The 25,811-nt window shown below is 64.3% G+C and carries 22 protein-coding genes and 1 tRNA gene; 6 read left to right on the top strand and 17 right to left on the bottom strand.

Annotation, left to right across the window (positions count from 1 at the left end; translation table 11 throughout):
• Positions 1 to 409: 409 nt before the first annotated feature.
• From ACCQ16_RS06190 to murJ, 13 genes are all read right to left on the bottom strand, one after another.
• Positions 410 to 796 (bottom strand): DUF805 domain-containing protein, encoded by a 387-nt coding sequence (locus ACCQ16_RS06190; protein ID WP_008571090.1) that lies wholly within the window; start codon positions 794 to 796, stop codon positions 410 to 412.
• A gap of 411 nt (positions 797 to 1,207) precedes the next feature.
• A complete protein-coding gene (gene radA / locus ACCQ16_RS06185) occupies positions 1,208 to 2,599 on the bottom strand; it encodes a DNA repair protein RadA (protein WP_008571089.1) in 1,392 nt (463 codons plus the stop codon).
• A gap of 241 nt (positions 2,600 to 2,840) precedes the next feature.
• A complete protein-coding gene (locus ACCQ16_RS06180; RefSeq protein WP_029818923.1) occupies positions 2,841 to 4,721 on the bottom strand; it encodes a M61 family metallopeptidase in 1,881 nt (626 codons plus the stop codon).
• A 168-nt stretch (positions 4,722 to 4,889) separates the two neighbouring features.
• On the bottom strand, positions 4,890 to 5,225 hold the full coding sequence (cyoD, locus tag ACCQ16_RS06175) for a cytochrome o ubiquinol oxidase subunit IV (RefSeq protein WP_003484294.1): 336 nt from the start codon (positions 5,223 to 5,225) through the stop codon (positions 4,890 to 4,892).
• Positions 5,225 to 5,857, bottom strand: coding sequence for a cytochrome o ubiquinol oxidase subunit III (cyoC, locus tag ACCQ16_RS06170; protein ID WP_008577121.1), 633 nt, complete (start codon positions 5,855 to 5,857; stop codon positions 5,225 to 5,227). The genes cyoD and cyoC overlap by 1 nt, the downstream gene beginning before the upstream one ends.
• Positions 5,854 to 7,854 (bottom strand): cytochrome o ubiquinol oxidase subunit I, encoded by a 2,001-nt coding sequence (gene cyoB, locus ACCQ16_RS06165; protein ID WP_003484298.1) that lies wholly within the window; start codon positions 7,852 to 7,854, stop codon positions 5,854 to 5,856. The genes cyoC and cyoB overlap by 4 nt, the downstream gene beginning before the upstream one ends.
• On the bottom strand, positions 7,854 to 8,789 hold the full coding sequence (gene cyoA, locus ACCQ16_RS06160; protein WP_011346764.1) for a ubiquinol oxidase subunit II: 936 nt from the start codon (positions 8,787 to 8,789) through the stop codon (positions 7,854 to 7,856). The genes cyoB and cyoA overlap by 1 nt, the downstream gene beginning before the upstream one ends.
• 360 nt (positions 8,790 to 9,149) lie before the next feature.
• Positions 9,150 to 9,225, bottom strand: a tRNA-Thr gene (locus ACCQ16_RS06155).
• A gap of 90 nt (positions 9,226 to 9,315) precedes the next feature.
• A complete protein-coding gene (gene ispH, locus ACCQ16_RS06150) occupies positions 9,316 to 10,266 on the bottom strand; it encodes a 4-hydroxy-3-methylbut-2-enyl diphosphate reductase (RefSeq protein WP_014089639.1) in 951 nt (316 codons plus the stop codon).
• A 66-nt stretch (positions 10,267 to 10,332) separates the two neighbouring features.
• Positions 10,333 to 10,851, bottom strand: coding sequence for a signal peptidase II (gene lspA / locus ACCQ16_RS06145; protein WP_008577115.1), 519 nt, complete (start codon positions 10,849 to 10,851; stop codon positions 10,333 to 10,335).
• Between the two features lie 78 nt (positions 10,852 to 10,929).
• Entirely contained in the window at positions 10,930 to 13,761 is a 2,832-nt protein-coding gene (ileS, locus tag ACCQ16_RS06140) for an isoleucine--tRNA ligase (protein ID WP_277572837.1), read from the bottom strand.
• 6 nt (positions 13,762 to 13,767) lie between these two features.
• Positions 13,768 to 14,820: a bifunctional riboflavin kinase/FAD synthetase gene (locus tag ACCQ16_RS06135; RefSeq protein ID WP_277572836.1), complete on the bottom strand. Its 1,053-nt coding sequence runs from the start codon at positions 14,818 to 14,820 to the stop codon at positions 13,768 to 13,770.
• A gap of 185 nt (positions 14,821 to 15,005) precedes the next feature.
• The gene (gene murJ / locus ACCQ16_RS06130; RefSeq protein WP_029818920.1) at positions 15,006 to 16,598 is read right to left on the bottom strand and encodes a murein biosynthesis integral membrane protein MurJ; all 1,593 of its coding nucleotides are present in this window, start codon (positions 16,596 to 16,598) and stop codon (positions 15,006 to 15,008) included.
• Positions 16,599 to 16,714: 116 nt separating this feature from the next.
• Here murJ and rpsT point away from each other — a divergent pair, with 116 nt between their 5' ends.
• Positions 16,715 to 16,984 (top strand): 30S ribosomal protein S20, encoded by a 270-nt coding sequence (gene rpsT / locus ACCQ16_RS06125; protein ID WP_003484323.1) that lies wholly within the window; start codon positions 16,715 to 16,717, stop codon positions 16,982 to 16,984.
• Positions 16,985 to 17,075: 91 nt separating this feature from the next.
• Here rpsT and obgE read toward each other — a convergent pair whose 3' ends face one another.
• The 3 genes from obgE to rplU form a co-directional block, all read right to left on the bottom strand.
• The gene (gene obgE, locus ACCQ16_RS06120) at positions 17,076 to 18,143 is read right to left on the bottom strand and encodes a GTPase ObgE (protein ID WP_011346750.1); all 1,068 of its coding nucleotides are present in this window, start codon (positions 18,141 to 18,143) and stop codon (positions 17,076 to 17,078) included.
• A gap of 246 nt (positions 18,144 to 18,389) precedes the next feature.
• The gene (gene rpmA / locus ACCQ16_RS06115) at positions 18,390 to 18,650 is read right to left on the bottom strand and encodes a 50S ribosomal protein L27 (protein ID WP_003484326.1); all 261 of its coding nucleotides are present in this window, start codon (positions 18,648 to 18,650) and stop codon (positions 18,390 to 18,392) included.
• 12 nt (positions 18,651 to 18,662) lie between these two features.
• Complete coding sequence (gene rplU, locus ACCQ16_RS06110; RefSeq protein ID WP_003484328.1) at positions 18,663 to 18,983, bottom strand: 50S ribosomal protein L21; 321 nt, start codon at positions 18,981 to 18,983, stop codon at positions 18,663 to 18,665.
• Positions 18,984 to 19,275: 292 nt separating this feature from the next.
• Between rplU and uvrA the strand changes: the two genes are divergently transcribed.
• Positions 19,276 to 22,242, top strand: coding sequence for an excinuclease ABC subunit UvrA (gene uvrA / locus ACCQ16_RS06105; protein WP_029818918.1), 2,967 nt, complete (start codon positions 19,276 to 19,278; stop codon positions 22,240 to 22,242).
• Positions 22,242 to 22,646, top strand: a complete 405-nt coding sequence (locus ACCQ16_RS06100; RefSeq protein ID WP_007967522.1) for an acyl-CoA thioesterase — start codon at positions 22,242 to 22,244, stop codon at positions 22,644 to 22,646. Before uvrA ends, ACCQ16_RS06100 begins: the two co-directional genes overlap by 1 nt.
• Before the next feature lie 113 nt (positions 22,647 to 22,759).
• On the opposite strand, the gene ACCQ16_RS06095 is transcribed toward ACCQ16_RS06100, so the two are convergent.
• Positions 22,760 to 23,188: a copper chaperone PCu(A)C gene (locus tag ACCQ16_RS06095; RefSeq protein ID WP_014089634.1), complete on the bottom strand. Its 429-nt coding sequence runs from the start codon at positions 23,186 to 23,188 to the stop codon at positions 22,760 to 22,762.
• A 65-nt stretch (positions 23,189 to 23,253) separates the two neighbouring features.
• On the opposite strand from ACCQ16_RS06095, the gene ACCQ16_RS06090 reads away from it, so the two are divergent.
• The 3 genes from ACCQ16_RS06090 (at position 23,254) to ACCQ16_RS06080 (ending at position 25,751) form a co-directional block, all read left to right on the top strand.
• A complete protein-coding gene (locus tag ACCQ16_RS06090) occupies positions 23,254 to 24,024 on the top strand; it encodes an enoyl-CoA hydratase/isomerase family protein (RefSeq protein ID WP_029818914.1) in 771 nt (256 codons plus the stop codon).
• A 69-nt stretch (positions 24,025 to 24,093) separates the two neighbouring features.
• Positions 24,094 to 24,999: an acyl-CoA thioesterase II gene (gene tesB / locus ACCQ16_RS06085; protein WP_029818913.1), complete on the top strand. Its 906-nt coding sequence runs from the start codon at positions 24,094 to 24,096 to the stop codon at positions 24,997 to 24,999.
• A gap of 239 nt (positions 25,000 to 25,238) precedes the next feature.
• Positions 25,239 to 25,751 (top strand): putative signal transducing protein, encoded by a 513-nt coding sequence (locus tag ACCQ16_RS06080; RefSeq protein ID WP_014089633.1) that lies wholly within the window; start codon positions 25,239 to 25,241, stop codon positions 25,749 to 25,751.
• Positions 25,752 to 25,811 lie beyond the last annotated feature (60 nt).

The following is a 25,811-nucleotide window of genomic DNA, read 5'->3' as shown; positions in this document are numbered from 1 at the left end:
GCCTGCACGCGCGCACTCGGCCCGCAAGCTGTGCCGTCATTCAAGTTCTGCAGGTACCGGCCATGCGGCTGGCTGCATCGTTCACTGCACAGCGTGGGGTGCACGCTGATCGGCGTTGAGCGACGTCGCTGCATCCGTGAGCAGGCGTGGCAGCGACGAATGCGGCGCTGCCTGCTGCGCCGGGACTGTCCAGCGAAACACGCTTCATGCATGTCGCTGTGTCTCCGCCGTCCATCTCTGGGGATCGGATGCGGACGCCCACTCTGCAGAGCGCAGACTTGGCAACTCTCACGCACGCAGGCCTTGACCTTGCGCCTATGCGCCATACGCAATGGCACGATTGGCACATTCACACACGACAACGGCGCAGGGAACTCCTGCGCCGTTGTCCGCTTTCATAGCGCGCGAATTACTGCTTAGGGTTTTCGCCGTACTGGTTCGGGCCGGGCGTGCCTTCGATGCACATGAAGACCAGCAACACGAAAGCACCGACGTACGGCACCAGGCTGATCAGATAAAACCAGCCGGACTTGTCCTGGTCGTGCAGGCGGCGCACCGTGACTGCAATACCGGGCACGATCAACGCCAGACAAACGATCACCATGACTGCACAGATCAGCCAAGCCAGCGCGCCCGGGCCGTTCTCGTTCCCCATCGCCACTGCCGCGACGGCGAACAGGCCGCCAAACACGAACAGCACCAGGAGCTGCATCAGCGCGAACATCCAGTATTCCTTGCGGCGCGAGCGACCGTTGAAGTCGGCGTAACGCTTGAGCGGCAGCAACATCCATTCCATCGTGATTCTCCTGAAAACGCAGTGAGTGGTGTCTGTGGTCCGGTGCACAGTGCAACGGGCCGCGCATGTTGCCATAGCCCCACTCTTTCTGAAAACGCTTTCTCGACAACCAACTACCAAATCCCGGCGTTTGTCCGACAAACGGCTTGCGGGCGTCAGGTCGCCCCGCGACGCATGCCATGCGCGCCTCCCGCAGCACGTCTGAAAGGCACGCGATGACCTCTGCACTCAGCGTTTCTTGAGGGTGGCGGCACGGCCGCACCAGTGGTGACCAAGCCGGACGATCATCGATGGTCGCCCGGCAGCCGGCCGAGACGATGGCGGCAGGCTGGCCCCGGACATGGCAAAGACTTCCGGCGCATTCGCAGGCCGCCAACCCGGCCTATCGCAACATCCGCGCGGTGCGCGGCTTCAGTCGGCCGCCGCTTCCAATGCCTGGCTCAAGCGCTCCACGGCAATGATTTCCATGCCCTTGATGCTGGTGGTCTTGGGCGCATTGGCGCGGGGCACGATGGCGCGCTTGAAGCCATGCGTCGCCGCTTCCTTCAGGCGGTCCTCGCCATTGGGCACCGGGCGGATTTCGCCGGACAGGCCCACTTCGCCGAACGCGATGGTCTTTTCGGACAGCGGCCGGTCGCGCAGCGACGACAGCACCGCCAGCAGCACCGGCAAATCGGCCGCGGTTTCCTGCACGCGGATGCCGCCCACCACATTGACGAACACGTCCTGATCGCCCACCACGATGCCTCCATGGCGATGCAGTACCGCCAGCAGCATCGCCAGCCGGTTCTGCTCCAGACCCACCGCCACCCGACGCGGGTTGGACAACGGCGAGGCATCCACCAGCGCCTGCACCTCCACCATCAGCGGGCGGGTGCCTTCGCGGGTGACCATCACGCAACTGCCCGGCTGCTGGGTGCTGCCGCCGGACAGGAAGATCGCCGACGGGTTGGAGACTTCCTTGAGGCCCTTCTCGCCCATCGCGAACACGCCCAGTTCGTTGACCGCACCGAAGCGGTTCTTGAACGCGCGCAACAGGCGGAACCGGCTACCGCTCTCGCCTTCGAAATACAGCACTGCATCGACCATGTGCTCGAGCACGCGTGGCCCGGCGATGCCGCCTTCCTTGGTCACATGGCCGACCAGAAACACCGCGGTACCGGTTTCCTTGGCGTAGCGCACCAGCCGCGCTGCGCTCTCGCGCACCTGGCTCACCGAGCCCGGCGCTGCGGTCAACGATTCGGTCCACAAGGTCTGTACCGAATCGGCCACGATCAGCTTCGGTCGCGCCACGCTGGCGTGCTGCAGGATGTTTTCGATGCCGGTTTCGGCCAGGGCGTTCAGGCCTTCCAGCGGCAGGTCCAGGCGCACCGCGCGCCCGGCCACCTGGGCCAGCGATTCCTCGCCGGTCACATACAACACCGGCAACGTGGAGGCCATGCTCGCCAGCGCCTGCAGCAGCAGCGTCGACTTGCCGATGCCGGGATCGCCGCCGATCAGCACCACCGCACCTTCCACCAGCCCGCCACCCAGCACCCGATCGAACTCGCCGATACCGGTGGAGACACGCGCCTGCTCGGACTGCTGCACGTCCTTGAGCGCAGTGATCTTGGGCGCCTCGGCCTTGCCGGCCCAGCCGCTACGCCGCGATGCCGCTGGCGACGCCTTGCCGCCCGGCGCGGCGCTCTCGAGCACGATTTCGCTCAGCGTGTTCCAGACACCGCATTCGGTGCACTGACCCTGCCACTTGGTGTACTCGGCACCGCACTCGCCGCAGACATAGGCCGTTTTCGCCTTCGCCATCGCTCTTGCCCATCGTTATTGAAGCAGCAGGATAGTGGCTGACGGTCTCAGTGTGCGCGACGCAGGACTTTGCGGATTCGGGATTCGGGATTCGGGATTCGGACAAGTCGACGACTGCTGATGTGCAGTGCAAGCGATTGACCAGCTGCGCCCACACAACGGCGGCATGACCGGTGACGACCGGCCATGCCGCTTGGATTCCACTGATCCCACGTCGGGCAACGACGTGGGCGTGTGCCACTCAGCGCGCCTTGTACAACTCGCTCAGGCGATCTGGCTTGCCGGCGATGCGCTCCAGATGCGGATACAGCAGACCGCCGTGGTAGTCGATACGGACGGTTTCGTAGCGGTCGCCGCGCTTGACCAGCAGTTCGATCGGCGCAGTGGTGCCCTTGGCCGCCTTGATCGCATCCTTGATCACATCGGCGCTGAAGGCGCGGCCGTTGACGGCCACGAGGGTATTGCCGTTGATGATGCCGGCATTGAATGCCGGGCTGTCCCACAACACTTCGTTGACTTCGCCCGAGCCCTCCAGCGACAGGCCCAGCGAATAGGTCAGGCTGACGTCGTTTTCGTTGCTCTCGTAGGTCTTGATCGCCAGGTTCGGTTCGTCGTTGTAGACCAGCTTCCAGCCATTGGCTTCGATGCCGCCATTCAACGAACCGTGCCCGTCCATGCGCTCGCGCAACAGGCTGGCCCAGTCGTAGGCGGCCACGCCGTTGAGCGTGCTGACGATGTCGTCGAAGGTATACGGATTGACGTCCCAATCGCCGTTCTTCATGCCGAAGAACGCCTTGGCGAAATCGTCGATGGAACGCTTGTTGTTGGTGAGCGCGCGAAGCTTGCTATCCACTTCCAGCCACATCATCTGGCCGCCGGAGTAGTAGTCCTCGCTCATCTGGTAGCTGCGGTACGCCTTGGGACGCCGCATCGACATGGTCGGGTCGTTGGTGGTGTCCTGCACCGTGCGCCAGGCCATGCCGGGGCGGCCGCGCTCGTAGGTTGCCGCCACGCCGGCCAGCATGTCGCGCGCCTGGTCCTGCGTCCACAGGCCGGAACGTGCGGCCATCACTTCGCCCCAGAACTGGGTCTGGCCCTCGTACAGCCACAGCAGGCTGTCGCCCATCGGCACGTTGAAGTTCGGCGTCGCCAGGTCGGCGCCACGGCGGTACTTGCCGTTCCAGGAGTGGTTGAACTCGTGCGCCAGCAGGTCGCGCATGGTCCAGCTCTTGTCCCACTCGGTGAAGTAATTCGGCGGGCCGCTGTTTTCGCTGGAACGGTGATGCTCCAGGCCGATGCCGCCCAGCTTCTTGGTCAGCGCCAGCAGGAATTCGTAATGGTCGAAGTGACGCGCGCCGTACAGCTTGTCCATCTGCTGCACCAACGCGGCGTGTGCCTTGATCTGCTCGGGCTTGGCCTCCAGCGATTTGGCTTCATCGGCGAACACGTTGAGGTAGACCGGCTGCTTGCCGGTGCTCAGCTCCACGCGCTTGTAGTACTTGCCGGCGAACATCGGCGAATCGACCAGGTCGTCGAAATCGATCGGCTTGAAGCTCACCGTGTCGCCGACGCGGCGATCGGTTTCCAGTGCCGTGGCATAGCTCCAGCCGGCCGGCAGCGTGACGCTGGCCTGCGCCTTGATGTTGCGCGCGAAATAGCCGGCCGGGTACAGCGCCGTGGTGTTCCACTGCAGGTTGAGCATTTCCGGGGTCATCATCACCCGGCCCTGGTTGCCGGCCTGCGGCGAGAGGAACCTGAACTCGGCCGTCAGCTCGGTGGCGCCCTGTGGCACATCCACCTTGAACGCATAGACATCGAATTGGTCGCGTTTCCAGGGCACCACCTTGCCATCGACCTTGATCACCAGACCGGCGAGCTTGTCGATCGGTCCGGTCGGCGAATGGTTGCCGGGAATCCACTGCGGGTACAGCAGCGTCATCGGGCCCGGCTTGGCCGGCATGGTGGTCTTGACCTTGAAGATGCGGTGCGCCAGATCGGTGGCGTCCACGTCGATCTTCAAGGTGCCGTCGAACGGCACGTCCTGCGGCGGTGCGGTTTGCGCAGCCGCCGGCAGCGACAACGCCGCCAACAACGACACGGACAACAGGGTGGGCATTTTCATCGCAACTCCGCAGGTGACCTGGACAGGCAAGCCCACGATGCTAAGCGCCTGCCTGTGCTTGACCGTATGCCATTGGTCATGCTGCGGGCGATTGAAGCGTAAAAAAAAGGCCGCCAGTCACTTGGCGACCTCTTCTTCAACGTTGCGGCGATTCGGCGTGTCGCCGTCTCAATGCATCATGTTGACATTCATGTTGTGCAGCACCCACAGCGAGCCGACGATCACGATGCCGATGATCAGCAGCGAGAACAGGCCCACCTGCACGTTGGAGCGCTGCTCGGGCGTGCGGTCCATATGCAGGAAGTACACCATGTGCACCAGCATCTGCACCGCGGCCATGACCGAGATCACGACGATGGTGACACCCTTGGAGAACGCGCCGCTCATCACCATCGCAAACGGGATGACGGTGAGGATCACGGCCATCACAAAGCCGATCAGGTAGGACTTCAGGCCGCCGGCATGCGCATCGGCAGCGGTATCGGTGTGGTGGTGATTGGCCATTACAGCGCTCCCAGCAGATAGACGACGGTGAACACACCGATCCAGATGATGTCCAGGAAGTGCCAGAACAGGCTCAGGCAGGCCAGACGCGTGCTGTTGCGCGCGGTCAGGCCGTTCTTGGAAATCTGGATCACCAGCACGGCCATCCACAGCAGGCCGGAGGCCACGTGCAGGCCGTGCGTGCCCACCAGTGTGAAGAATGCAGACAGGAACGCACTGCGACCCGGACCGGCACCCTCATGGATCAGGTGGTTGAACTCCCATACTTCCATGCACAGGAAGCCGATACCCAGCAGCGCGGTGACGGCCAGCCAGCCGTATAGGCCGCCCATCTTGCGCTTGTGCGCGGCAATCATCGCAAAGCCGAAGCTCAGGCTGCTGAACAACAGCAGGAAGGTTTCCACCAGCACGAACTTCAGATCGAACAGCTCCTTGGCGGTCGGCCCGTCCACCGTGGCGCCAGAGAGCACCGCATAGGTGGCGAACAGACCGGCAAACAGCAGACAGTCGCTCATCAGATAGACCCAGAACCCGAAGACGGTGTTGCCACCGCCGTCGTGATGCTCGTGGTCGTGATCGTGGCCGCCCGCGTGGGCGGCGTGGTCAAGCGTGGTCGAGGAAGCCATGGTCATACCACCTTCGCGGCCTGCGCCGCCTGTTGCTGTTCGAGCAGGGCGAAACGTGCGTTTTCGATGCGCTCCACTTCGTCGGCCGGCACCCAGTAATCGATGTCGTCATCGAAGGTGCGCGCGATGAAGCTGCCGATCATGCCCACCAGGCCGATGATGGCCAGCCACCAGATGTGCCAGATCAGACCGAAGCCCAGCAGCACACTGAAGGCACCGATATAGACGCCGGCGCCGGTGTTACGCGGCATGTGGATCGCTTCGTACTTGGACGGACGCACCCAGCCCTTGCCATTCTGCTTGTCGGCCCAGAACTGATCGCGGTCGTCGATGTGCGGCAGCACGGCGAAGTTGTAGAACGGCGGCGGCGAGGAGGTTGCCCATTCCAGCGTACGGCCATCCCACGGGTCGCCCGTGTAGTCCATATGCTCCTTGCGCTTCCACACGCTGTAACCGATCTGCACCAGGTTCAGGAAGATGCCCATGCCGATGATGGCAGCACCCACCGCGGCCACGTACAGCCACGGCGCCCACTCGGGGTGGTTGTAGGTGTTCATGCGACGGGTCATGCCCATGAAGCCAAGCACGTACAGCGGCATGAAGGCCACGAAGAAACCGATGATCCAGCACCAGAACGAGGCCTTGCCGATCTTCTCGTTGAGCTTGAAGCCGAACGCCTTCGGGAACCAGTAGGTCAGGCCCGCCAGGTAACCGAACACCACGCCGCCGATGATCACGTTATGGAAGTGCGCGATCAGGAACAGGCTGTTGTGCAGCACGAAGTCCACGGCAGGAATCGCCAGCATCACGCCGGTCATGCCGCCGATGGTGAAGGTGATGATGAAGCCGATCGTCCACAGCACCGGCGAGGTCATGTGCACGCGACCGCGGAACATGGTGAACAGCCAGTTGAAGATCTTCACGCCGGTCGGGATCGAGATGATCATCGTCGTGATGCCGAAGAAGGCATTGACGTTGGCACCCGAGCCCATGGTGAAGAAGTGGTGCAGCCACACCACGAACGACAGCACGCCGATGCACGAGGTGGCGTACACCATCGAGGTGTAGCCGAACAGGCGCTTGCGGCTGTAGGTGGCAATCAACTCGGAGAAGATGCCGAATGCCGGCAGGATCAGGATGTAGACCTCCGGGTGACCCCAGATCCAGATCAGGTTGACGTACATCATGGCGTTGCCGCCACCGTCGTTGGTGAAGAAGTGCGTGCCCAGGTAACGGTCGGCACCCAGCAGCGCCAGCGCCACGGTCAGGATCGGGAACGCGGCGATGATCAGGATGTTGGTGATCAGCGCAGTCCAGGTGAAGATCGGCATGCGCATCAGGGTCATGCCCGGCGCGCGCATGCGCATGATCGTCACGAAGAAGTTGATGCCGGTCAGCAACGTGCCTAAACCGGACACCTGCAGCGCCCAGATGTAGTAATCGACACCGACCCCCGGGCTGTATTCCAGCCCCGACAACGGCGGGTACGCCAGCCAACCGGTCTGCGCGAATTCACCGACACCCAGCGAGATGTTGATCAGCGCCGCGCCGGCCACGAACAGCCAGAAGCTCAGCGAGTTCAGGAACGGAAAGGCCACGTCGCGCGCGCCGATCTGCAGCGGCACGATCAGGTTCAACAGGCCGGTCATGAACGGCATGGCCATGAAGAAGATCATGATCACGCCGTGCGCGGTAAAGATCTGGTCGTAGTGATGCGGAGGCAGCACGCCTTCGCCACCGCCGCCGGCCAGCGCCTGCTGGGTGCGCATCATCGCCGCGTCGGCGAAGCCGCGCAGCAGCATGACCAGCGCCACGATGATGTACATCACGCCGATGCGCTTGTGATCCACCGAGGTGAACCACTCTTTCCAGAGATAGCCCCACAGCTTGTACTTGGTGATGGCGCCCGCGATGAGCAGGCCGAGCAGGCCGGCACCACCCAGCGCGACCATGATGATCGGCTCGTGGTACGGAACTGCCTCGATGGTGAGTTTGCCTAGCATCACTTGTCTCCAGAAGTGCACATGGCGACCGGCTCCGTAGCCGATGCCTGATGGTCGCCGTGGCCCTTACTGTGGCCCGGACCATTCATGTATTTGTCGACCAGCGAGCGGAACATGCCGTCCTGCACCGACGAGTAGTAGGTGACCGGATACTGTTCCTTGTCGTTGCGATTGGCTGCCAGCACCTGGTACTCGGCAGCGTTCAACGCGGTCGGCGATGCCTTGACCTTGGCCACCCAGGCCTCGAAGCCGGCCTGATCGACGGCGTGCGCCTTGAAGCTCATCTTCGAAAAGCCGTGGCCGCTGTAGTTGGTCGACAGGCCGAAGTATTCGCCCGGCTCGTTGGCCACCAGGTGCAGCTTGGTTTCCATGCCCGCCATGGCGTAGATCATGGTGCCCAGGTGCGGGATGAAGAACGAGTTCATCACCGTGTCGGAGGTGATCTTGAAGTTCAGCGGCGTATGCACCGGGAACGCGATCTCGTTGACGGTGGCGATGTTCTGGTCGGGGTAGATGAACATCCACTTCCAGTCCAGCGACACCGCTTCGATGTTGATCGGCTTGACGTCCGAATCCAGCGGCCGGTACGGGTCCAGCGCGTGCGACGAGCGCCAGGTCAGCACCGCCAGCACCAGGATGATCACGCACGGGATCGACCACACCACCACTTCGATGGCAGTGGAGTGCGACCAGTCCGGCTCGTAGCGCGCCTTGGTGTTGGATGCGCGATATTTCCATGCGAACGCAATCGTCATCACGATCACCGGGATGACCACGATCAGCATCAGCACCACCGAGGTGATCAGCAGTTGCTTTTCGTCGTGGCCGATCTGGCCTTTCGGATTGAGGATGGCCGAGTTGCAGCCTGCCAGCAGCAGGAAGGGCAACATCAGACCTGGACGAAGTAAACGCCCGAGCTGTTTCAGCGGAATCATCGGTCGATCCAAGTGCGAAGGAACGCCAGCCTCGTTCGTCGTATCGGTCGCGGGATGTTCCCGACGCAGCTGTCTTCCTGGAGGAGATGAACTGCGCAGACCGAAGACACGGGTTAGCGCGCTAATTTTAGTCTTTGCTGCACCTGCACGAAACCCATTGGCAATGATCTGACGCAATAAAAGCGCGCCAATTTGTGCGACATGTTGTCGCAGCGCAGCGCGACGCAAGAATTGCGCCGTTGCGGCCGCCGAACGGGAAACGCCTGCGCGGCTGCAACACGCGCGGGCAATGCGTGAAACGCGGCACTCGACGCCTCAAAACGCAACTGGGCCGGCACAGGCCGACCCAGTCTTGAAGCGTGGTGCCGGAAATAGGAATCGAACCTACGACCTACGCATTACGAATGCGCCGCTCTACCAACTGAGCTATTCCGGCGAGCCGTGAATTGTAGGAGCGCAGCCGCCCCCGGGTCAATCGCTGCAGGCACCGCGTCGCGCCTGCACCGTCATGCAGCAAGCAATCGCGTCAGCTGACCAGACGCAAGCGCAGCTCCTTGGGAAGCGCGAAGACCATCGATTCCGGCTCGCCTTCCAGTTCGGAGACGCCGGCCGCACCCAGTTCGCGCAAGCGCGCCAGCACGCCATCGACCAGCACCTGCGGCGCAGAGGCGCCGGCGGTCAGGCCGATATGCTGCTTGCCAACGATCCAGGCCGGGTCGATCTCGCTGGCGTTGTCGATCAGGTAGGACTCCACCCCGTCGCGCCGGGCCAGTTCGCTCAGCCGGTTGGAATTGGAGCTGTTGGGCGAACCGACCACCAGCACCAGATCACACTGGCGCGCCAGATCGCGGACCGCGTCCTGGCGGTTCTGGGTGGCGTAGCAGATGTCGTCGTGGCGCGGCCCCTGCATGGCCGGATACCGGGCCCGCAGGGCTTCGATGATGCCCATGGTGTCGTCCACCGACAGCGTGGTCTGGGTGGTGTAGGCAAGGTTATCGGGTTGGCGGACATCGAGCGTGGCGACCTGTTCGATGTCTTCCACCAGGTAGATCGTGCCCGCTCCGCGCTCGCGGCTCCACTGCCCCATCGTGCCTTCCACTTCCGGGTGCCCGGCGTGGCCGATCAGCACCACGTCGCGGCCGGCCCGGCAGTGCCGCGCCACCTCGAAATGCACCTTGGTCACCAGCGGGCAGGTGGCGTCGAACACCTTCAGCCCACGCCGCTCGGCCTCCTGACGCACCGCCTGCGAGACGCCGTGCGCGCTGAAGATCACGGTGGCGTCGTCGGGCACCTCGTCGAGTTCTTCGACGAAGATCGCGCCGCGCTGCTTGAGGTCATCGACCACGAAGCGGTTGTGCACGACCTCGTGCCGCACATAGATCGGCGCGCCCAGCGTCTCGATCGCACGCTTGACGATCTCGATCGCACGGTCGACACCGGCACAAAAACCACGGGGATTGGCGAGCAGGACATCCATGGCGGGCATTCTACGGGAATGAGGGATGCGGGGTCGGACCGGGCGGCATGCGCCTGCAGGCAGGCTTCAGCGCAGATTCCCGGTTCCCGGCTCCTGCTTGCCGGATTTGTCGAACAAGCCGAACACGGCAATTCCGATCGCGCCGCCCACGATCGCCGAGTCGGCGATATTGAACGACGGCCAGGTATGGCTGCCGATGTACCACTGGATGAAATCCACCACGTGGCCGTGCATCAGCCGGTCGATCACATTGCCGATCGCCCCGCCGATCACCAGCGCATACGGCAGCGCGCTGCGCCACTGCCCACGCGCGGTGCGCGAGAGCCAGAACGCCAGCAGGCCGCTGATGCCCACCGCCAATGCAGTGAAGAACCATAGCTGCCAGCCGCCGGCATCGCTCAGAAAGCTGAAGGCCGCGCCGGTGTTGTAGGTGCGGTACCAGTTCCAGAAGCCGTCGATCACCGGCACCGGGGTGTACTCGGGCAGGCTGGACAGCACCCAGGCCTTGCTCCACTGGTCCAGGCCGACCACCAGCACAGAGAGCAGCAGCCAGATCAGGGCGGAGGGATTGGGGCGTTGACTCATGTCGAAGGATCGCAGTTGGTGGCCGCTGCTCCGATGCCGGAGAAGACGCCTGGGTGGGAGACAGTGACGGCGGCGGCGTCAGAACCAGCGACGCTGCTCGCCCGGACCTTCGATATTGCTGACGCAACGGCTGCACAGTTCCGGGTGACGCGGGTCGCTGCCCACGCTGGCCTGGTGGTGCCAGCAGCGCACGCACTTGGCCTTGGTGGTGGGCTGCGCACTGACGAAGATGTCGTCGGTGCTGGCTGCGGTCACGGTGACATCGCCACTGATGAACAAAAAGCGCAGTTCCTCGGCCAGCGGCTGCCAGCGCGCAGCGGTCTGCGCATCGGCGGCCACGGTGATCTCCGCTTCCAGCGCCGCACCGATCGCGCCATTGGCACGCATCGGCTCCAGCACCTTGGCCACCTGCTCGCGCAGGACCAGCAACTTGTCGAAATCCGCACCGGTCAATGCAGCATCGGCCGGCAACGGCGCAAGGCCGTCGTACCAGGTGGCGAACAGCACGTTGTCGACATGCTGGCCCGGCAGGTAGCCCCACAGTTCCTCGGCGGTGAAGCTCAACACCGGCGCGATCCAGCGCACGAACGCCTCGGCCACGTGGTACATCGCGCTCTGCGCCGAACGGCGGCCGCGTGCGTCTTCGGCCATCGTGTACAGGCGGTCCTTGGTGACGTCCAGGTACAGCGAGCCCAGGTCCACGCTGCAGAAATTCAGCAGCGCCTGCACGATCTCGGCGAAGTCGTAGCGCGCGTAGGCGGCCACGATCTTTTCCTGCAGCTCGTGGGCACGATGCACGATCCAGCGGTCCAGCAGCACCATCTGGTCCAGCGCCACCAGGTGCTGCAGCGGATCGAAACCATGCAGGTTGCCGAGCAGGAAGCGCGCGGTGTTGCGCAGCCGGCGGTAGGCATCGGCGTTGCGCTTGAGGATCTCCTGCGACAGCGACATTTCGTTGCTGTAGTCGGCAGAAGCGATCCACAGGCGCAGGATGTCCGCGCCCAGCGTCTTCATGATGTCCTGCGGTTCGATGCCGTTGCCCAGCGATTTGGACATCTTGCGGCCGTGCTCGTCCACGGTGAAGCCGTGGGTGAGGCACTGTTTGTACGGCGCGGCCTTGTCCATCGCCACGCCGCTCAGCAGCGAGGACTGGAACCAACCGCGGTGCTGGTCGGAGCCCTCCAGATACAGGTCGGCCGGCTTGGGCAGGCCACGATCCGGAAGCACCGCTTCGTGCGTCACGCCGGAGTCGAACCACACATCCAGGATGTCGGTGATCTTCTCGTAGTCGGCCGCCTCGCTACCCAGCAGCTCGGACGCGTCCAGCGTGTACCAGACATCCACACCGCCCTGCTCCACGCGGTCGGCCACCTGGCGCAGCAACTCGGTGCTGCGCGGATGCGGTTCGCCGGTTTCGCGATGCACGAACAAGGCGATCGGCACGCCCCAGGTGCGCTGCCGCGAAATGGTCCAGTCCGGGCGCCCGTCGACCATGCCGGCGATGCGCGCCTGGCCCCAGGACGGATACCAATGCACGTTTTCGATGGCTTTCAGCGCATCGGCGCGCAGATTGGCCTGCTCCATCGAGATGAACCACTGCGGCGTGGCGCGAAACGCAATCGGCGTCTTGTGCCGCCAGCAATGCGGATAGCTGTGCTCCATCTTGCTGGCCGCCAGCAGCACACCGGTGCCGCGCAGCGCGTCGATGATGACGTCGTTGGCCTTCCAGATATGCAGGCCGGCCAGCGCGGTATCGCCCAGCGGCGGCGTCGACGGCAGATACACACCGCGCCCGTCCACCGGATTGATCTGCGCGGCGCCATAGCGCTCCAGCAGACCGTAGTGCTTGGAGACCTGATAGTCCTCCTGGCCGTGACCCGGTGCGGTGTGCACGGCGCCGGTACCGTCCTCGGCTGACACGTGATCGCCCAGCAGCAGAGGGATCTCGCGTTCGGCATAGAACGGGTGGTTCAGCAGCATCTGCTCCAGCGCGGCGCCCTTGGCGTGGCCGTGCACCACGACCGCATCCACGCCGTAGCGCGCCAGCGCCTTGGCAGCCAACGCTTCGGCGATCACCAGCCAGCGCGGCTGGCCGCGATCGGCCGGGCCTTCCACCAGCACATAGTCCAGCTCCGCGCCCAGGCTCACCGCCAGCGACGCCGGCAGCGTCCACGGCGTGGTGGTCCAGATCGGCACCGCCACGCCCACGCCCGCCGGCAGGCGCGCGCCGAATGCGGCAGCCACTGCACCTGGATCGCGCGCCGGATAGGCGATATCCACCGTCGGCGACACCTTGTCGGCGTATTCGATCTCGGCCTCGGCCAGCGCCGAACCGCAATCGAAGCACCAGTGCACCGGCTTGACGCCGCGGGTCAGATGGCCGTTGTCGACCACCTTGGCCAGCGCGCGGATTTCGTTGGCTTCGAAGCGGAAATCCAGCGTCTTGTACGGGTTGTCCCAATCGCCGATCACGCCCAGGCGCTTGAAATCGCGTCGCTGCAGATCGATCTGCTCGGTGGCGTACTCGCGGCATTTCTGCCGGAATTGGGCCGCATCGAGCTTGACGCCGACCTTGCCGTATTTCTTTTCGATCGCGATCTCGATCGGCAGGCCGTGGCAATCCCAGCCCGGGATGTACGGCGCGTCGAAGCCGGCCAGATACTTCGACTTGACGATGATGTCCTTGAGGATCTTGTTGACCGCATGGCCCAGATGGATCTGGCCATTGGCATACGGCGGGCCGTCGTGCAGCACGAACAACGGGCGGCCGGCGGCATTGGCACGCAGCTGCGCGTAGAAGCCCTCGCGCTCCCAGCGCTCCAGCATCGCCGGCTCGCGCTTGGGCAGGTCGCCGCGCATCGGAAATTCCGTCGCAGGCAGATGAAGAGTGGCTTTGTAGTCTTGGGTCACAGGAATCTACCGTTGCGCTGGATTGCTTGAGAAGTCCGCACATGGATGTGCGGGCTCTTGCGAGGGACTCGCATTATCTTCGGGCTCTTGCAAGGGACTGGCCGTACTCGAGGGTTGTTGCTCAGCATGCATCTGCGCCGCCAGCACCTCACGTGCCTGCTCGGCATCGCGGTGCATCTGCACGGTCAGCGCCTCCAGGCCATCGAATTTTTCTTCGTCGCGCAGCTTGGCGACGAATTCCACGGCAATGTGCCGGCCATACAGATCGCATTGGAAATCGAACAAGTGCGCTTCCAGCAGCGGCTCCACGCCCGCTACCGTGGGGCGCGTGCCGAAGCTCGACACCGACGGCCACGGCCGTTCGGCCACGCCGTGCACCCAGGTCGCATAGATCCCCGACAACGCCGGCGTGCGCGGAAAGCGCAGGTTGGCGGTGGGATAGCCCAAGGTCCGACCAAGCTGCTTGCCGCGCACGACCCGGCCACCGATGGCGTACGGGCGACCGAGCAAGTCGCCAGCGTGGGCAAATTCGCCGGCGCCGAGCAGTTCGCGAATCCGCGTCGCCGAAATCCGCTCCCCATGCAGATGCACCGGCGCAATCTCACCCGCCACAAACCCATGCTGCTCGCCAAGCGTACGCAACAGGCCGATGTCGCCGCTGCGTCGATGGCCGAAACGGAATTCCGGGCCAATCCAGACTTCGCGCGCGTGCAGCCGGCCAACCAGCGCCAGCCGCACAAAATCTTCCGCACGCATCTTGGACAGGCGACCGTCGAAACGGATCATGCCCACGCTGTCGGCGCCGAACCCGTACAAGCCTTCGATCTTGGCGCGCGCCAGGGTCAGACGCGGCGGCGGCGCGGCGGGTGCGAAGAATTCACGCGGTAGCGGCTCGAAGCTCACCGCCACTGCCGGCACACCGAGTGCGCGGGCACGCGCCACGGCGTGTTGCACCAGCGTCCGATGCCCCAGATGCAGGCCATCGAAGGCACCGATGCAGACCACGCTTCCGCGCGGGAACAGCGTCCCGCCTTCGACGTCTCTAAACAGCCTGCTCATTCCTCGATCCAAACAGATGCCGGCCCGCCGGCCGACCCTCGTTGATACATAACCTGCAAGTATAGCCGTGCCTGTCAAGCCGTATGGGCACCTTGGCGTGGCAGCGCGCCCCCGCCTGCGGTGCGCGGGATGCGCGATCTCTGGACAGTGCGGGCGGCCGGCAGCGCACGCGTTCGGCAGTTGCCTCAGCCTTCGCGCAGATGCCGCGGCCGCAGCCCCAGCGCCAACTGCGCGACCAGATACGTCGCCCCGCCACTGCCCACCAGCACCGCCAGCCAGCCGATGCGGCTCCATTTGTCCATCTGCGTAAACGACGGCAGCCACCACAGCAGGCTCAACAGCACTGCCGCCATCGCCGCGCACGCCAGCAGCAGCCGCAGCGTATAGCCCCCCCAGCCCGGGCGGCGCTGGTACACGCCGGACTTGCCCAGCCAATACCACAGCAATCCCAGATTGAGATAACTCGACAACGCACTGGCGATACCCAACGCCAGATGCAGGCCCGGCTGCTTGCCCAGCGCCTGCATCACACCCTGCGCCTTGAGTTCGGGCGGCACCATGATCTGGTACACGACCGCCAGCAATGCGAAGTTGAACACCATGTTGGCGATCAGCGCCGCCACGCCCGCACGCACGGGCGTGCGGGTGTCCTGGCGCGCGTAGAAGGCCGGCAGCAGCACCTTCAGCATGGCGTAGGCCGGCAAACCGAAGCTCAGACCGTAGACCGACATCGCCGTCATGCGGGTGTCGAACGCGGTGAACTGGCGGTACTGGAACAACGTCGCCACCAACGGTTCGGCCAGCAGCAGCAGGCCGAGCATGGCCGGCATCGCGATCAGCAAGGTGGTGCGAAATCCCCAGTCCAGCGCGCCGGAGAAAGCGCTGCGGTCGGTCTTGACGTGATGGCGGGCCAGCGCCGGCAGGATCACCGTGCCCAGCGCCACACCGAACACACCCAGCGGCAGTTCCAGGAACCGGTCAGCCAGCGACAACCACGACTGCGACCCATCGGCCAGGCGCGCGGCGATCACCGTATCCAGCATCAGGTTGATCTGCGCAATCGACGAGCCGAACAAGGTCGGGATCATCAAGGTCAGCACCTTGCGCACATCCGGGTGATTCCAGCCCCAGCGCGGCAGCGTCAGCAGGTCGATACCCTTCAGCGCCGGCAACTGGAACAGCAACTGCAACGCACCGGCCACCAGGACCGCCCAGCCCAGCGCCAGGATCGGGACCTCCAACCGCGGCGCCAACCACAGCGCGCCGGCAATCATGCACAGATTGAGGATGACCGGCGTCAGCGCCGGAATGGCAAAGCGCTGGAAGCTGTTGAGCGCGCCGCCGGCCAGCGCCGTCAACGAGACGAACAGCAGGAACGGAAAGGTCAGCCGCAACAGATCGACCAACAAACCGTATTTTTCAGGATCGGTGGCCGCGCCATCGGAAAACACCGCGGCCAGTTGCGGGGTGAAGATCAGCCCCAGTGCGGTGATCAGCAGCAACATCCCGCCTAAGGTGCCGGACACGCGCGCCATCAGCTCGCGCAGGTCGGCATGCGGGCGGGTCTCCTTGACCTCGGTGAACACCGGCACGAACGCAGTGGCGAACGAGCCTTCGGCGAACAGCCGGCGCAGGAAATTGGGAATGCGGAAGGCCACCCAGAACGCGTCGGTCACCGCATTGGCGCCGAAGGTGGTGGAAATCGCCTGATCGCGGATCAGGCCCAGCACCCGCGAGATCATGGTCATACTGCTGAATGAGAGCAGGCCTCTCAACATGCCGGGCTTGCTCACTCTGCATCCCTCTTGACAACTGACTTGACGTACATATCCGGGTCCATCATACTTTCGCGCTTGCTTTTTCCACCATACCGATTTTTCAGGAACCCACCACCGTGGCCAATATCAAGTCCGCCAAGAAGCGCGCCAAGCAGACCATTGTGCGCAATGAGCGCAACACCGGTCAGCGCTCGATGCTGCGCACCGCCGTCAAGAAGGTGATCAAGGCCCTTGACGCCAACGATGCTGCAGGCGCCGAAGCTGCTTTCGCCGTTGCCCAGCCCATCCTCGACCGTTTCAGCGCCCGTGGCCTGATTCACAAGAACAAGGCTGCACGTCACAAGAGCCGCCTGACCGCGCGCATCAAGGCCATCAAGGCCGCATAAGCGATCGGTTTGCGCATTGCCGGGAGCCTGGCTTCCGGCAATACAGAAAAACCCGGCCTTGGCCGGGTTTTTTGTGTGCCTGCGCCTGCACTCAGCCTGCATTGCGTGCATCGAGCTCGTCTTCGCGCTGGCGGTCGAAGAACGCCATCACGTCCTTCATGATCGGGAACGTGCCGTCACGCCCGAGAGCGGACACCAGGTACCACGGCGCCGTCCAGCCCAACTCGGCCACGATGCTCTCTGCGGCGGCACGCGCCTCGTCTTCGAACATCAGGTCGGCCTTGTTGAGCACCAGCCAGCGCGGCTTCTTGAGCAACTCGGGATCGTGTCGTTCCAGTTCGCGTTCGATGGTGCGCACCTGATCGGCCGGCGATACGCCGTCCACACCACCCTCGCCATACACGCCCAGCGCAGGCGAAATATCCACCAGATGCAGCAGCAGGCGGGTGCGCTGCAGATGGCGCAGGAACTGCGTGCCCAGACCGGCACCGTCGGCAGCACCTTCGATCAGGCCCGGAACGTCGGCAATGACGAAACTGCGGTACGCCTCGACACTGACCACGCCCAGATTCGGGTACAGGGTCGTGAACGGGTAGTCGGCCACCTTCGGCGTGGCCGAGGACACTGCGCGGATCAGGGTGCTCTTGCCGGCATTGGGGAAACCCAGCAGGCCAACGTCGGCCAGCAGCTTCAGTTCCAGCTTGAGCAAACGCTCCTCGCCCTCCTCACCGGTGGTGGCCTGGCGTGGCGCACGGTTGACCGAGCTCTTGAAATGCATGTTGCCCAGGCCGCCCTTGCCGCCCTTGGCGACCAGCAAGCGGTCGCCGTGCCGGGTCAGGTCGCCGATCACTTCGTCGGTCTGCACATTGATCACCACGGTACCGACCGGCACCACGATGATGCGGTCTTCGCCGCCCTTGCCGTAGGCCTGGCGGCCCATGCCGTTCTCGCCGCGCTGCGCCTTGAAGGTGCGCTCATGGCGGAAATCGACCAGCGTGTTGACGTTCTCGTCGGCCACGATCCAGACGCTACCGCCCGCACCGCCATCGCCGCCATCGGGCCCACCCAGCGGAATGAACTTCTCGCGGCGAAAGCCGACACAGCCGTTGCCGCCATTACCGGCGGTGACCAGGATTTCTGCTTCGTCGACTAACTTCATGGGATGACAACCGGGAATGGAGAATGGGGAATCGGGAATTGGCACAGCGAGTGGCCGCCTCCTGCCAGCAAGAATGCTTGCCAGCACAGCCGTGGAATCCGGTCGGGGTGCAGAATCGCTTTTCCGATTCCCTACTCCCCATTCCCAATTCCCGGCCTTCAAACGAAAAACCCCGCAAAAGCGGGGCTTTCCGTCTTGCCCGTAAGGCATTACCGCCTCATGGACTGGCCTGCATGGAGCGGGCGATTACGCCTCGGCAACCACGCTGACGGTACGACGCTTCTTCGGACCCTTGGTGGAAAACTCCACCTTGCCGTCGACCAGCGCAAACAGCGTGTGGTCACGACCCAGGCCGACGCCGGCGCCCGGATGGAACTGGGTGCCGCGCTGACGCACGATGATGTTGCCGGCGTCGATGGCCTGGCCACCGAAGATCTTCACGCCGAGGTACTTCGGATTCGAATCGCGACCGTTGCGCGAGGAACCTACGCCCTTTTTATGTGCCATGACTGGTTCTCCTTACTTCTTGTCGCCACCGGCAATGCCGGTGATCTCGATTTCGGTGTAGTGCTGACGGTGTCCCTGACGCTTCATGTGGTGCTTGCGGCGGCGGAACTTGATGATGCGCACCTTGTCGGCGCGGCCGTGGGCCACGACCTTGGCGGTGACCGAGGCGCCCTTCAGCGCATCGCCCAGCTTGATGCCATCGCTATCGCCCAGCATCAGGATGGTGTCGAACTTGATCTCGTTGCCAGCTTCGACTTCGAGCTTTTCCACGCGGAGCGTTTCGCCCTGCGCGACGCGGTATTGCTTACCGCCGGTTACCAGAACTGCGTACATGACCAGGTGTTCCTCTGTAGTTATTATGGTCGCCTGACTTACCCATGGGGCAGACAGGAGCGGAATTGTACTGGCCTAGCCGGTTTCGGGTCAAGTCGCAAGCGACCTGGCCGCGACTGGCCCGCATTGGGCTGGTAGAACGCATCATCCGGCCGCCACAACGGCCCCGGCAGACTGGCATTTGGGGCAATTGCCCTCACCTAGGTCGGCGGGTAGGCTGATCGACTGCCACTCATTCCTGCTGAGCACGCTCGCACCACTGCCGGTTCGCCGGCCCGACATCGGATCCCCCATGGCGATGGATTTCATCCGCATCCGCGGCGCGCGGACGCACAACCTCAAGAACATCGACCTCGACCTGCCCCGCGACAAGTTGATCGTGATTACCGGCCTGTCCGGCTCGGGCAAGTCGTCGCTGGCGTTCGACACCATTTACGCAGAAGGCCAGCGCCGCTACGTCGAGTCGCTGTCGGCGTATGCGCGCCAGTTCCTCAGCGTGATGGAAAAGCCGGACCTGGACCACATCGAAGGCTTGTCGCCGGCGATTTCGATCGAACAGAAATCCACCTCGCACAACCCGCGCTCCACCGTCGGCACGATCACCGAGATCTACGACTACCTGCGCCTGCTGTACGCGCGCGTGGGCCAGCCGCGTTGCCCGGACCACGGCTTCCCGCTGGAAGCGCAGACCGTCAGCCAGATGGTCGACCACATGCTCACCCAGGATCAGGAGCAGCGCTACATGTTGCTGGCCCCGGTGATCCGCGACCGCAAGGGCGAGCATGCGCAGGTGTTCGAGCAACTGCGTGCGCAGGGCTTCGTGCGCGTGCGCGTGGACGGCGAGCTCTATGAAATCGATGCGGTGCCGCCGTTGGCGCTGCGCCAGAAGCACACCATCGAGGCAGTGATCGACCGCTTCCGTCCGCGCGAGGACATCAAGCAGCGTCTTGCGGAAAGTTTCGAGACCGCGCTCAAGCTCGGCGAAGGCATGGTGGCGGTGCAGTCGCTGGACGACCCGGCGGCCGCGCCGCACCTGTTCTCGTCCAAGTACAGCTGCCCGGTGTGCGACTACTCGCTGCCGGAGCTGGAACCGCGTCTGTTTTCGTTCAACGCACCGGTGGGCGCCTGCCCCAGCTGCGATGGCTTGGGCGTGGCCGAATTCTTCGACCCCGATCGTGTGGTGGTGCATCCGGAGCTGTCGCTTTCGGCCGGCGCGGTGCGCGGCTGGGACCGGCGCAACGCCTATTATTTCCAGCTGATTGCCTCGCTGGCCAAGCACTACAAGTTCGACGTGGACGCGGTGTGGAATACGCTGCCGGCCAAGGTGCGGCAGGCGGTGCTGTTCGGCAGCGGCGATGAGGTGATCAGCTTCACCTATTTCACCGATGCGGGCGGGCGCACCACGCGCAAGCACCGCTTCGAGGGCATCCTGCCGAACCTGGAACGCCGTTACCGCGAAACCGAATCGCCAGCGGTGCGCGAAGAACTGACCAAGTACGTCAGCCAGCAGCCCTGCCCCGCGTGCAACGGCACGCGCTTGAATCGCGCTGCGCGCAACGTGTTCGTGGCCGATCGCCCGCTGCCCGAGCTGGTGGTGCTGCCGGTCAACGAGGCGTTGAATTTCTTCCGCGGCCTGTCGTTGCCGGGCTGGCGTGGCGAGATCGCGGCCAAGATCGTCAAGGAGATTGCCGAGCGGCTGGGCTTCCTGGTCGACGTGGGCCTGGATTACCTCACCCTGGAGCGCAAGGCCGACACCTTGTCCGGTGGCGAGGCGCAGCGCATCCGCCTGGCCAGCCAGATCGGTGCCGGCCTGGTCGGGGTGATGTACGTGCTGGACGAGCCCTCGATCGGCCTGCACCAGCGCGACAACGAGCGCCTGCTCGGCACGCTGACGCGGCTGCGCGACCTGGGTAACACGGTGATCGTGGTCGAGCATGACGAAGATGCGATCCGCCTGGCCGACCACGTGCTGGACATCGGCCCCGGCGCCGGCGTGCATGGCGGCGAAATCTGCGCGCAAGGCACGCTGGACGACATCCTGAAATCGCCACGCTCGTTGACCGGCCAATACCTGTCGGGCAAGCGCCGCATCGAGATTCCCAAGCAGCGCCACAAGCCCAACCCGAAGATGATGCTGCATCTGCGCGGCGCCACCGGGAATAACCTGAAGAATGTCGACCTGGATATTCCCGCCGGCCTGCTGACCTGCATCACCGGCGTGTCCGGCTCGGGCAAGTCGACGCTGATCAACGATACCTTGTTCACCCTGGCGGCCAACGAGATCAATGGCGCCTCGCACACGGTGGCGCCGCATCGCGAAGTCGAAAACCTGGACCTGTTCGACAAGGTGGTGGATATCGACCAGTCGCCGATCGGGCGCACGCCGCGTTCCAATCCGGCGACCTACACCGGCATGTTCACGCCGTTGCGCGAGCTGTTCGCGCAGGTACCGGAGGCGCGTGCACGCGGCTACTCGCCGGGGCGTTTCAGCTTCAACGTGCGTGGCGGCCGCTGCGAGGCCTGCCAGGGCGACGGCATGATCAAGGTGGAAATGCACTTCCTGCCCGATGTCTACGTGCCCTGCGATGTCTGCCACGGCAAGCGCTACAACCGCGAAACGCTGGAGATCCGCTACAAGGGCTTCAACATCAGCGACGTGTTGCAGATGACCGTGGAAGATGCGCTGCGCCTGTTCGAACCGGTGCCGTCGATCGCGCGCAAGCTGGAAACGCTGGTCGATGTGGGTCTGAGCTACATCAAGCTGGGCCAAAGCGCGACCACGCTCTCCGGCGGTGAAGCGCAGCGCGTCAAGCTATCCAAGGAACTGTCGCGTCGCGATACCGGGCGCACCTTGTACATCCTGGACGAGCCGACCACCGGCCTGCACTTCCACGATATCGAAGCGTTGCTCGGCGTGCTGCACAAGCTGCGCGACGAAGGCAACACGGTGGTGGTGATCGAACACAATCTGGACGTGATCAAGACCGCCGACTGGATCGTGGACCTGGGCCCGGAAGGTGGACATCGCGGCGGCACCATCCTGATTTCCGGTACGCCGGAAGACGTGGCCGCGCATAAGCCGTCCTATACCGGGCAGTTCCTGGCCAAGATGCTGCCATCGGTGAAGGCGCGCGAGACGCGTCCGGCGGCGATGGCCAACAAGCCCGATGCGCGCCCGCCGCGCAAGGTCAAACCGGAGAAGGTGGCCAAGGCCGCCAAATCCGCCACCAAGAAGACTGCGAAGAAGAAGGCAAGCTGATGAGCGAACACAAGGTACTGGCACGCATTCCGATCAGCGTGCGCTGGCGCGACATGGACAGCATGGGCCATGTCAACAACGCCAAGTACATTTCCTATCTGGAAGAAGCGCGGGTGCGCTGGATGCTGGGCGTGCAAGGCGTGGCGATGACCGACCGCATCGCGCCGGTGGTGGCCGCCACCAATGTCAACTACAAGCAGCCGTTGATCTGGCCCAACGACATCACCGTCGAGTTGTTCGTCGAACGCCTGGGCACCAGCAGCGTGACCATCGGCCACCGCATCTTCGACCAGAAGGACGACAGCAAGCTGTACTCCGATGGCAACGTGGTGGTGGTGTGGATCGATACGCAGACCGGCAAGAGCGCCGCGCTGCCGGATGCGGTGCGCGCGGCCAGCAGCTGAATTCCTATCGGCCCATTCGCTGAGGTTGCAGCGCGAAAGATCGGCGGCGGCTCCGTATGGAGCCGCCGCTTTCATTTCAATGCTGGCGCAAGTGCGCAACAGCCATCAAACACTCAAGACCCGGGCGCGCGCTTGCGTGCTTCCAAGGTGGCCTTGATTTGGCGGCCGTCCTGCAGGGTGAAGCTCACCGGCACCTGCGCGCCTTCCTGCAGTGGCGCAGTGGCGTCCATCAACATCAGGTGCAGGCCGCCCGGCGCCAGCGGCACCGATTTGCCGGCCGGCAATGCCAGTTCGGGCACCGCACGCATGCGGCTGACGCCATTGACCTGGGTGGTTTCGTGCAAGGAAACATCGGCAAACACGCTGCTGTTGGCAGCAGTGATCTTCAGCGGCTGCGCACAGCCGTTATGAAATTGCCCGAACCCGGCCGCCATGCCCATGCCACCGGGCGGCGGGATGCGGATCCAGCCATTCTTGAATTCGGGCAGGCATTGCGCCGACACGCCCGCACTTGCCACCAGCGCCAACGCCGCGAGCACCACGCCGGCACACCTAACCCGCCTGCTTCGACTGCCGTCTATCATGACCTGACCTCCAGGAGCCCCGAATGAGCATCCAGATCTTAGACCATGGCCGTCTTCGCGAAATCCGTCTGGCGCGTCCGCCGGTCAATGCGCTGGACAGCGCGTTGTGCCAGGCGTTGAGCGTCGCGGTCCAGCAGGCGGGCGAGGAAGTCGATGGCATCGTGCTGTCGGGCAGCGAGCGGATTTTTTCCGGCGGCATGGATGTCCCCCATCTGCTGGCGCACGGTACCGACCGCGCCGCGCTACTGGCCAGTTGGACCGCGTTCTTCGATGCGGCGCAGGCGCTGGCCAACAGCCGCGTGCCGGTGGTGGCGGCCATCGGCGGGCATGCGCCGGCCGGCGGCTGCGTGCTAGCGCTGTGCTGCGACTACCGGGTGATGGCACGCAGTGCCGATACCGCAAGACCCTATACGATCGGCCTCAACGAGGTGCAGGTTGGCCTTGCTGCGCCAGAGGGGATTCAACGCCTGTTGCGCCGCGTGGTAGGCGGGCACCGCGCCGAACGCCTGCTGATCTCCGGGCAACTGCTGCCGGCCGAACAGGCGGTGGCGATCGGGCTGGTGGACGAACTGGTCGATGGCGAGCTGGTCACCGCGCGTGCGGTGGCGTGGCTGCAGGAGCTGCAGCAGCTCCCCCGCCAACCGATGTTGACCACGCGCGCGATTGCGCGTGCCGACCTGCGCGCGGCATTGGCGCCGGAGTTGATCCAGCTGGAGCGTTTCATCGATGGCTGGTACGCGCCGGATGCGCAGGCCGCGCTGCATGGCCTGGTGGCGCGCCTGCAAAAGGCCTGAGCCCTGCCTCGCGGCGCCCATTGGGCGGGCCGGTATACTCGCGTTCCGTCGCATGCCCAGGCCAGCCCCTTGTCCGCCACCGCCGAACCCGTCGTCTCCGAACTGATCAGCCTGCTGTCGCTGGAGCGTCTGGAAGACAACCTGTTCCGTGGCCAGAGCCGCGACATCGGCACCAAATACGTGTTCGGCGGGCAGGTGCTGGGCCAGGCGTTATCGGCAGCGCAGGCCACGGTCGAAAACGGCCGCCAGGCGCATTCGCTGCATGCGTATTTCCTGCGTGCCGGCAATATCGACCACCCCATCGTCTACGACGTCGACCGCACCCGCGATGGCGGCAGTTTCTCGGTGCGCCGGGTTACCGCGATCCAGCATGGCAAGGTGATCTTTTTCTGCGCAGCTTCGTTTCAGGAGCGCGAAGATGGCGCCGAGCATCAGTCGGCGATGCCGGTGGTGCCGCCACCGGAAGACATCGAACCGGCCGCACCGCTGGCACCGGAAGTGTTGGCCAAGCTACCGGCCAAGGTGCAGCGTTGGCTGTCGCGCGGCGGCCCGTTCGAATTTCGCCATGTCTTTCCGCGCGACGAACTCAAGCCGCCCAAGCGTCCGCCGTTCCAGCAGATGTGGCTGCGCCTGAACGATCCCATCGGCGACGATGTGGGCCTGCATCAAGCGCTGCTTGCGTACGCGTCGGATTTTCAGTTGCTCGGTACCTCGACATTTCCGCACGGCATCAGCTATTACACGCCGAACGTGCAGATGGCCTCGCTCGATCATGCCCTGTGGTTCCATCGCCCATTCCGTACCGACGACTGGCTGCTGTACTCGCTCGACAGCCCCACCGCGCAAGGGTCACGCGGCCTGGCCCGCGGGCAGTTTTTCACCCGCGACGGCGTGCTGGTGGCAAGCACCACGCAGGAAGGCCTGATCCGGGTGGTGCCTGACGGCAGCGCGATTGCCGTGCCGGCCAAGGAGTAGACCTCACGCCGCGACGGTAAGGCACGCTGCTTGATGCCAGCACGCACCCTTGGCCGGGTCGAAGGCAGCCGAGCAACGCGCCCCGCGCACTGCAGACGCCGCAAGCTGGCATGCTTGCCTGCCATGGGCATGCGCATGCGCATGCGATCACCTGACCACACCACCCGCACCTTGATGTTTCATCTTGAACTGGCGCCTCAACGGTGCCATCTGTTCCGGACCCAACGGCGTTTTCCACCATGCGCAAGATCTTCAGCAGTCAACGTATCGAAACCGCCGAAGGCGTGGCCAATCTCTTGCGCGATGCGGGAATCGAGATCCGCATCAGCAACGGTCGCTCTTATCAGAGCAAGCGCGGCGGCCAGTTCAGCTACCTGGAGCAGAGCAACGCCCAGGCGCAGCCCACCGTCTGGATCGTGCATGCCAACGACCAACCGCGCGCACGCGAGCTGTTGCGCGACGCCCGCCTGCTGGACACCACCCGCCGCGACCTGCCGAATGTGGAATACACCTTCCGCGAAGGCGAAAACGGCTCCAGCTCCAGTGCGCGCAGCTGGGCCTGGCGTATCCGCCTGGTGTTGCTGCTGGTGATCGGCGCCGTGGCGATGGTGGTGGTGATGCGCCATCGCAGCGCGCCGACGCAACTGGCACCAGCAGCCCAGCCGGCATCGCAACGGACGCCGACGCCAGATGGCGCACCACCGGCAGCAGAAGACGACGAAGTGCGCGTACGGATCCAGCCGACCCGCTGAACGCAGCTGGCCAGCGCGGCCATCCGCTGGTCCGACGGGCATGCTCGTCGGCGCGGTCAC

The sequence above is a fragment of the Xanthomonas sp. NCPPB 1062 genome (assembly GCF_041481705.2).
Lineage (GTDB): Bacteria > Pseudomonadota > Gammaproteobacteria > Xanthomonadales > Xanthomonadaceae > Xanthomonas > Xanthomonas euvesicatoria.
The sequence above is the reverse complement of the archived record's forward strand: the minus strand, read 5'-3'. Positions and strand labels throughout refer to the sequence as shown.

Excerpts from the sequence above, each read along its gene's own strand:
- cyoD (WP_003484294.1), bottom strand. The coding sequence starts at position 5,225 with ATGGCCAATCACCACCACACCGATACCGCTGCCGATGCGCATGCCGGC.
- lspA (WP_008577115.1), bottom strand. The coding sequence starts at position 10,851 with ATGAGTCAACGCCCCAATCCCTCCGCCCTGATCTGGCTGCTGCTCTCT.
- cyoC (WP_008577121.1), bottom strand. The coding sequence starts at position 5,857 with ATGACCATGGCTTCCTCGACCACGCTTGACCACGCCGCCCACGCGGGC.
- ACCQ16_RS06180 (WP_029818923.1), bottom strand. The coding sequence starts at position 4,721 with ATGAAAATGCCCACCCTGTTGTCCGTGTCGTTGTTGGCGGCGTTGTCG.
- ACCQ16_RS06100 (WP_007967522.1), top strand. The coding sequence starts at position 22,242 with ATGAGCGAACACAAGGTACTGGCACGCATTCCGATCAGCGTGCGCTGG.
- rplU (WP_003484328.1), bottom strand. The coding sequence starts at position 18,983 with ATGTACGCAGTTCTGGTAACCGGCGGTAAGCAATACCGCGTCGCGCAG.
- ACCQ16_RS06135 (WP_277572836.1), bottom strand. The coding sequence starts at position 14,820 with ATGAGCAGGCTGTTTAGAGACGTCGAAGGCGGGACGCTGTTCCCGCGC.
- rpmA (WP_003484326.1), bottom strand. The coding sequence starts at position 18,650 with ATGGCACATAAAAAGGGCGTAGGTTCCTCGCGCAACGGTCGCGATTCG.
- ispH (WP_014089639.1), bottom strand. The coding sequence starts at position 10,266 with ATGGATGTCCTGCTCGCCAATCCCCGTGGTTTTTGTGCCGGTGTCGAC.
- radA (WP_008571089.1), bottom strand. The coding sequence starts at position 2,599 with ATGGCGAAGGCGAAAACGGCCTATGTCTGCGGCGAGTGCGGTGCCGAG.
- cyoA (WP_011346764.1), bottom strand. The coding sequence starts at position 8,789 with ATGATTCCGCTGAAACAGCTCGGGCGTTTACTTCGTCCAGGTCTGATG.
- uvrA (WP_029818918.1), top strand. The coding sequence starts at position 19,276 with ATGGCGATGGATTTCATCCGCATCCGCGGCGCGCGGACGCACAACCTC.
- ACCQ16_RS06090 (WP_029818914.1), top strand. The coding sequence starts at position 23,254 with ATGAGCATCCAGATCTTAGACCATGGCCGTCTTCGCGAAATCCGTCTG.
- cyoB (WP_003484298.1), bottom strand. The coding sequence starts at position 7,854 with ATGCTAGGCAAACTCACCATCGAGGCAGTTCCGTACCACGAGCCGATC.
- ACCQ16_RS06190 (WP_008571090.1), bottom strand. The coding sequence starts at position 796 with ATGGAATGGATGTTGCTGCCGCTCAAGCGTTACGCCGACTTCAACGGT.
- ACCQ16_RS06080 (WP_014089633.1), top strand. The coding sequence starts at position 25,239 with ATGCGCAAGATCTTCAGCAGTCAACGTATCGAAACCGCCGAAGGCGTG.
- murJ (WP_029818920.1), bottom strand. The coding sequence starts at position 16,598 with ATGTTGAGAGGCCTGCTCTCATTCAGCAGTATGACCATGATCTCGCGG.
- obgE (WP_011346750.1), bottom strand. The coding sequence starts at position 18,143 with ATGAAGTTAGTCGACGAAGCAGAAATCCTGGTCACCGCCGGTAATGGC.